Consider the following 7271-nt stretch of genomic DNA (forward strand, 5'->3'; position numbering starts at 1 on the left):
CTCATCGTGAAATCTGTGAGCGTGATCGAACCTGGGGGAATCATGAGTTTCACGAAAGCGCGCTCTTTCGTTGTGTGTGCGGGTGCCGTCGCGTTCTTGCTGGCCGCTGGGCCCGCGACCGCCGGTGCGGACGTCCGGCCGATGGAGGCCGTCTCCGACTGCAACTTCAACCTGGACTGGCCGCACAAGTCGGGTCACGTGGCGGGCAACGTGACCAGCAACGGCGTGATCAACTGCAATTCCGCCAAGAAGTACCTCGGGGTCGAGACCTACCTGTACCGCGAGACCAACCCCGGCTACTTCAAGCTGGTGGCCCAGAATTCGGCCGTGAACAATTCGGGCCGGGGCTCCTACGTGAACGCGGCGGCGGCCCTGCCCTGTGTCAACGCCCGCTATCGCGCCACCGCCGAGTTCCTGATGGTGGAAGGCAACGACGCCCGGCACGAGCGCAGTCACGTGACCCAGATCGTGACCGTCACCTGCTGATGACCCGCGCGGTCCGGGAAACGCCGTTCCCCGGACCGCGCGCGGTGCGGCACTACGATCGCGGCACCAGCCGTTGATCCACTGCGAGGCCAGTTCATGACCGATCACGTCTTCGGCGGGGTGAGCAGCCCCGTGCTGCTCGAACTGTGCCTGCTCCTGCGCGGGTTCTTCGGTGACGCGGACCCCGTCCACGAGGTCGACCGGCTGGCCGACGAGGACCTCTACCGCCACATCACCTTCGCCGCGTCGCAACGGCATTCAGGCGGTGCGTTCACCGCGCGGCGCGCTCCCGAACTCGACCGCATCGCCGCCGCGGTGCTGAGACGGGTGTCCACCGGCCCGCTGTCCGCCACCTCGCCCCGATCACCCCAGGCGCGGTACGCCCTGGACGCGCTGCCGTCCGCCGTCACGCTGTCAGATCGGCCGCTGCCGGACGACAAACCGCTCGGAGCGCTGTGGACCTCGTCGTTCCTGCCGGACGGCACGAGCATGTGGCAGTGGGGCGAGTGGGGGGAGTTCGGCCACGACCGGCCGCTGTTCGCGCTCACCTTCGACCCGGCCGCCGTCACGCCGTACGCCATCGGATCACCCGCCGACTACGAGCGCCTCGTCAACCGGTACCCGCGCCCGACGAACACCTACGTGCAGGTGGACTGGCGCCGTGCGGCCGCGGACCTCGACGCCGTGCACCTCACCGTCGCCGGTCTCCTCACCGCGCAACACGTCCCGGTCACCACGCGGTGCGGCACCGCGATGCTGACCGGCTGGGACGCCGAGTCCACCGCCTGGCTGCGCCTGCCGCCCGGCCTCGAGGCGACGCCAGTGGTCCCGCCCGCCCGGTAGATACATATTCGCCATAAAAATCACAAAGGGTCACCTGTTCGTGCAGGTGGCCCTTTGTGATCTTAGGCTGTCCGGGTGGACGTTAGCTAAATGAGACGTATGTGTGTAGCCGTGTGTGCGAGTCTCTCCCTGCAACTCATCTGGGGGGATGAGAAGTAATAGTCCAAACGAGGGGGGAAACCTCATGAGTGGTCAGCACGAAGGTTTGTTGTCAAACATCGTCGACAAGTTCAAGGACATGTTGGACGGGGACGACGACCGCAAGGAGAAGGCTCCGCAGCCGGAGGACCCGCCGCTGACGCCGCAGTGCTGCGGCATGCCGCCTGGGCACCCGCTGATCGGCGACCCGAAGCTGCTGACCGAGGGGCCGGTCGAGCACGACAAGGACTGCCCGAACCACCCGGACAACGTGTCGAAGCAGGAAGTCCTCAGCTAGGTCACGCTGTGCGCTGTCCTCCGGCCGGTGTCAGCGCCTGGTTGGAGGACAGCGCCATTCGGGGGCATGTGGTGTGATGATCACATGCCCGCTCGTGCCTTGAACACAGCGCGCGAGTTGTACCTGAAGGGATCGGCGGAACAGAACCAGTACCGGGTCCCGTCCGCGATTCGGCTCCTCAAACGCGCGCTAGTGCACGCCGATCGTGCACCCGACAGCCAGGAACGGTCTGAGCTGCGGGTGCGGATCCTCTACAACCTCGGCCGATGCGTCGGTGAGGCCAGCGGTATGGACGCCGCCGTCGAACTCTTCGACGAGGCACGGCGCGACGTCGCCCGCATCACCGATCCGTGGTTGTCGGCACAGCTGTCCGGCAGCATCGACTACAGCCAGGGCGTTCTGATCATGCGCCGCGGGCAGCCGGAGAAGGCGGTCGCCTGGTACAGCCCGTTCATCGACCACGCCGAAGCCCTGATGCGTGATGAGCCGGATCGAGCCGACGCCGAGCTCGCGCCACGACTCGCTTCTTCCTTGATCGCGAGGGCGTTCGCGAACGCCGCGATCCGCCGCACAGATCAGGCGGTGGTCGATCTGGAACGGACTCTCGAGCTCTCGCGGGAGCACGGTCTCGACGACCTGTACCCGTACGCGATCTACGCACTGGCCAACACCTACAAGCAGAGCGGTGATCTGGCCGAAGCCCTGCGTCGCTACGAAGAGGCGGAGCGCCTCTTCCGCGCGAAGGAGTCGTACTCGCTGCTCTCGGGCGTTCAGCTGGATCAGGCCGAAGCTCTCATCATGATCGGGCTGTTCGACGAGGCCAGTGTGCACCTCGACGAGGCGTTGCCCGTGATGCGCAGGGAGAAGCTCAAGCAGGGGGTCGCCGAGGTCGAGATGTTTCGCGCGTCGGCGGCACTGCTGGGCGAGCAGTTCGACCTGGCTCGCCGGATGGCCAAGGCCTCGATGCGCAAGCTGGAGAAGCGTGGCAGCACCTGGTGGATGATGGCCGCCCTGATCGAGCTGTGGGCGCACGCGATGCAGGCCAAACGCGTGACGAACGCTTTGGTGCAGAAAGCTCTCGCTGTTTCGGGGCACCTGGAGGCGAATCACCTCCTCGACGAGGCGCGACTGGCGAAGCTGCTCGCGGCCCGGCTGGAGATCCGTCGGCGACGGCTCAGCGAGGGAGAGGAACTGCTGCGACAGCTGCCAGGTCCTCGCGCGGTCACGCCGATCGACCACCGCATGCAGCGCAGGCTCGTGCTCGCGGAACTCGGTCTGGCCAAGGGCAATCGCCGCGCGGCCTTGCTGCATGCACGCAAGGGGCTGGAGGAACTGGGGCAGGTGCGCGACCAGCTCGGCGGGCTCGAACTGGTGTCGGCCACCGCCGTGCACGGACGTGAGCTGGGTGAGCTCGCGATCCGTCTTGCGCTCGAGAACGACGACGCCAAGCAGTTGTTCGTGTGGCTGGAACGTACCCGCGCGCAGACCTACCGCTACGAACCGCTGGAGAGCGTGGAGAACGCCGAACTGGCCGAGCGGATCATCGAGGTCCGCGGGCTGGGTCGTGACCTGATGCGCGCAGGCCTCGACGGAAGACCGACCGCGGAGTTGCGCGGGAAGCTGTCGAAGGCGCAGCGGGAGGCGAACAGGCTGGGTTGGAACGCGCAGCGGTGGGGTCGGCCCCGTCCGATGGCCGACCTCAACGAGGTCGTGGCAGGGCTGGGTGACCGGGCGATGGTCAGTTTCGTCGCCTCCGCCGGGGAGATGGTGGCCCTGGTGATCGCCCCCGGCCGGGTCCGCATGGTGCGGCTGGGTGACGCCTCCGAGGCGCTGGAGAGCGCGCGCAAACTCCACTTCGACCTCAACGCGCTGGCACCTGATCATCTGCCGCAGCCCTTGGTGCAGGTCATCGGCGCGTCCGCGCGCAAGCAGGCGGACGTGCTCGACTCCCTGCTGATCAAGCCTCTGCAGGGTTTCATCGGCAAGCGCGAACTGGTCGTGGTGCCGACCGGGGCGTTGTACGCGGTGCCTTGGGGCGTCCTGCCGAGCCTGCACGGGAGGCCCGTTGCCACGGCGCCGTCCGCGACCGCGTGGCTCGCGGCCGCTCAGCCGGGCAAGCCCAAGACCGACAAGGTGTTGCTGGTGCGCGGGCCCAGTCTGCAGTTCGCGGACGGCGAGTTGGACCGGCTGGCGGCTCACCACCGGAGGGCCACGGTGCTGTCCGGGGAGAGGGCCACGGCGGCTGAGGTGTTGGCGCACCTGGACGGTGCGGATCTTGTGCATGTTGCGGCGCACGGGGAGCACGAGAACGAGAACGCGTTGTTCTCGCGGCTCGAGTTGGACGACGGGCCGTTGTTCGCGCACGAGTTGGGCCGGTTGAAGACGCCGCCCGCCCACGTCGTGCTCGCTGCCTGTTCGCTGGCGCTGAACCGGATTCGGCCCGGCGACGAGGCGCTCGGGTTCGCCGGTGCCATGTTGGCCGGCGGGACGCGCACCGTGGTGGCGGCGGCCAGCAAGGTCGGGGACGAGGCCAGTGCGGCGGCGATGGCCGACTACCACCGGGCGTTGGTGGCCGGGGCCGCGCCCGCGGTGGCGTTGGCCGAGGCGATGGCGAAGGACCCGTTCCGGCGGCCGTTCCTCTGTCTGGGTTCTGGCTAGGCCGAACGAGTGGTTCGGGGCGTTCGGTGAAATGAACGCCCTGGTCAGTGGTGGGAAGCACGCGGGATCAAAACGTGGTTGGTGAACTTTTCTCGCTCAACGGCAGGACTCTGTGCCACTCTCGACGGCACAGGTCTTGACCGAGGGGATGCAACGGCCCGCCTATCGGCTCTAGTCGATGCGCGGGCCGTTGTGCGAGAAAAGTCCGTATGCGCAGAACTCTGCTCGCCGTGATCCTGACGGCCGCCGCGGTGGTGGCGGCGCCCGCCACCGGGGCGGCGCAACCGTCCAGTCCAGATCGAGAGCCGGGCAACGGGCCCGAGCGCAACGAGGTCGCCACGTTGGACAGCGCTTTCCTGCGCGCCCAGGCGGTGGCCCAGGGGGAGAACAAGGCCGACAGACACCAGGGATATCCCCGTCGGACGACGCTCAGGACGTATCCCGAGAACGCGGCCGACAAGTCGATCAAGCTGGGGCTGCAGCCGTACCACGCGCTCGCCCCGAAGCTGAACGCGTTGCAGCAGAAGAGCAACAGGGTGTCCGTCGAGGTCGTCGGGCAGTCGACGCTCGGCCGCGACCTGTACCTCGTCACCCTCACCGCGCCGGAGAGCGCGGCGGAGACCAGGGCCCAGGAGCGGTTCCGGGAGAACATCGAGGAGGGGCGCACCGTCCCGCATCCCCTCTACAAGGCGCCGATCTGGATCAACAACAACATCCACGGTGACGAGTGGGAGGGCACGGACGGCGCGTTGCGCGTCATCGAGCACCTCGCCACGAGCAACGACAGGGAGACGAAGAACCTGTTGCAGCGCAGCAGGATCTACTTCAACCTCACGGCCAACCCGGACGGCCGGGTCGCCGGCACGCGCGCCAACAACGCCGGGTTCGACCTCAACCGCGACTTCGTCACGAGCTCCCAGCCCGAGAACCGGGCCATGCAGGACATCGTGGAACGCACGCAGCCGCTGATGATGCTCGACCAGCACGGGTACGTGGCGAACACGCTCATCGAGCCGACCACGCCGCCGCACGGGCAGAACTACGACTTCGACCTGTACATCAAGCACGGCTACGAGAACGGCCTCCGGATGGAGAAGGCCGTGCAGGCGCTCGGGCACCCCGAGGCCGCGAAGCCGGAGATCCCCTTCCGCGACTACCCCGTCGGCGAGTGGGACGGCTGGGCGCCCATCTACACCGCGCAGTACTCGATGTACCACGGGGCCGTGTCGTACACGATCGAGATCCCGATGCGCGTCAACCGGGCCGACTACGACGCGCTGCCGGCAGCCGAACTCCAGCGCCGGTCGAAGATCAACACGGACGTCGTCGAGGCCACCATCAAGACCACGCTCGACTACGTGGACGCCAACCGCAAGAGCCTCATCGCCAACCAGACGGAGATGTTCCGCCGGGGCGCCAACGGCGAGAAGCAGCGCTACATCCCGGACGGCTTCGTGCCCGGCTTCGGGCCGGAGGACCGGTTCACCACCGAGTTCCCCCGCGCCTACGTGATCACGAACGACCGGTCGGCCGCGGCCACCGCACGCCTCGTCGACCAGCTCGTCCGGCACGACGTCCGGGTCGAACGGGCCGAGAGGCCGTTCACCCTCAACGGCAAGAAGTACCCGGCGGGCTCGTACGTCGTCGACATGCACCAGCCCAAGCGCGGCCTCGCGAACGTCATGCTGGAGCAGGGCGCGGACATCTCCGACAAGGCGCCGGTCATGTACGACATCTCCGGCTGGAGCCACCGCCTGCTGTGGGGTGCGTCCGTCGACGTCTACCGGAGCGGTCCGTTCCGCTTCGTCGGCTTGCCGGTCACCGCCGCCACGCCGACCGGGGACGTCAGCGCCGCGCCGGGTGCCGACCTCGCCCTCGGCCTCACCGACCAGAAGGACGTCAGCGCGGTCAACGACCTGCTGGCGCGCGGCCTCGAACTGCGCCGCCAGGACGACGGCACCGTCGTCGTGCCCGGCAAGGAGAGGGCGGCGGCCGAGGAGGTCGCCGACCGCTACGGCGTGCGCTTCACGACAGCCAGGCCCGGCGGAGAACCCCTGCAGCGCAAGACGATCGCGGCCGCGGTCTCGGCGGACGAACTGCAGGTGCTGCGGGAATCCGGGTTCGACGTCCGCACGATCTCCACGGCCGTGCTGAACGCGGGCTTCGACTGGAGCAGGATCGACGCGCTGTACGTGGGGTCGGGCCTGAGCTACGCGGGCCTCAACGCCACCGCGAAGGCCGCGCTGGACGACTTCCTCAAGCGCGGCGGTGTCGTCACGCGCGGCGCCACGGGCAGCAGGTTCAACGCCGACGCCAAGCTCCTCCAGGCCACCGCGACGGCCGGCTGGGAGGACGCGAACGGCGTGGTGAACGTCGTCAACGGCACCGGTCCGGTCGGCACCCACGCGCTGCCGCACTCGTTCGTCTACTCCCCGCAGTGGTTCACGAACCTCGGCGCGGGCGTGACGGTCGAACAGCGCTACGGCAGCACGGTCATCGCGGCGGGTCACTGGCACGCACGGGACAACGGCACGGGCGGCCAGGACGCGGCAGCAGGTCAGGCGGCGGTCGTGTCCGGTACTGCGACGAACGGCGCACGAGTGGTCCTCTTCGGTACCGAACCAATGTTCCGCAACCACCCGAAGGGCCTGTACGCGCAGGTAGCGCGTGCTCTGTTCTGGAGCAGCACCCGCTAGGCAAAAGAAAGGGGCGGGGAGGCCCTGAACCGCTCCCCGGAACTTGGACTGGGAATCCAGTTCCGACTTTCCGGGGAGCGGTTGGGTGCATCCACGAAGTTCGTTGTCTGAGCGGCAGCGGGAGACCGCTGCCGCGTTGTTCGAGGCCGGGT

At 68.1% G+C, this 7271-nt stretch carries 5 protein-coding genes; all 5 read left to right on the forward strand.

Translation table 11 applies throughout. The features are described 5' to 3' along the window. Positions 1–96 precede the first annotated feature (96 nt). The 5 genes from QSK25_RS42210 (at position 97) to QSK25_RS42230 (ending at position 7119) form a co-directional block, all read left to right on the forward strand. Entirely contained in the window at positions 97–486 is a 390-nt protein-coding gene (locus tag QSK25_RS42210) for a hypothetical protein (RefSeq protein WP_285647003.1), read from the forward strand. A gap of 96 nt (positions 487–582) precedes the next feature. Further along, the gene (locus QSK25_RS42215) at positions 583–1329 is read left to right on the forward strand and encodes a hypothetical protein (protein ID WP_285647004.1); all 747 of its coding nucleotides are present in this window, start codon (positions 583–585) and stop codon (positions 1327–1329) included. Positions 1330–1537: 208 nt separating this feature from the next. Then, entirely contained in the window at positions 1538–1765 is a 228-nt protein-coding gene (locus QSK25_RS42220) for a hypothetical protein (protein WP_285647005.1), read from the forward strand. 84 nt (positions 1766–1849) lie between these two features. Continuing rightward, positions 1850–4423, forward strand: coding sequence for a CHAT domain-containing protein (locus QSK25_RS42225; protein ID WP_285647006.1), 2574 nt, complete (start codon positions 1850–1852; stop codon positions 4421–4423). A 209-nt stretch (positions 4424–4632) separates the two neighbouring features. Beyond that, positions 4633–7119, forward strand: a complete 2487-nt coding sequence (locus tag QSK25_RS42230; RefSeq protein ID WP_285647009.1) for a M14 family zinc carboxypeptidase — start codon at positions 4633–4635, stop codon at positions 7117–7119. Positions 7120–7271 lie beyond the last annotated feature (152 nt).

Origin of the sequence: Lentzea sp. NBRC 102530, from assembly GCF_030269365.1 — a bacterium.
In the GTDB taxonomy this organism is placed as follows: domain Bacteria; phylum Actinomycetota; class Actinomycetes; order Mycobacteriales; family Pseudonocardiaceae; genus Lentzea.

Excerpts from the sequence above, each read along its gene's own strand:
- QSK25_RS42225 (WP_285647006.1), top strand. The coding sequence starts at position 1,850 with ATGCCCGCTCGTGCCTTGAACACAGCGCGCGAGTTGTACCTGAAGGGA.
- QSK25_RS42215 (WP_285647004.1), top strand. The coding sequence starts at position 583 with ATGACCGATCACGTCTTCGGCGGGGTGAGCAGCCCCGTGCTGCTCGAA.
- QSK25_RS42230 (WP_285647009.1), top strand. The coding sequence starts at position 4,633 with ATGCGCAGAACTCTGCTCGCCGTGATCCTGACGGCCGCCGCGGTGGTG.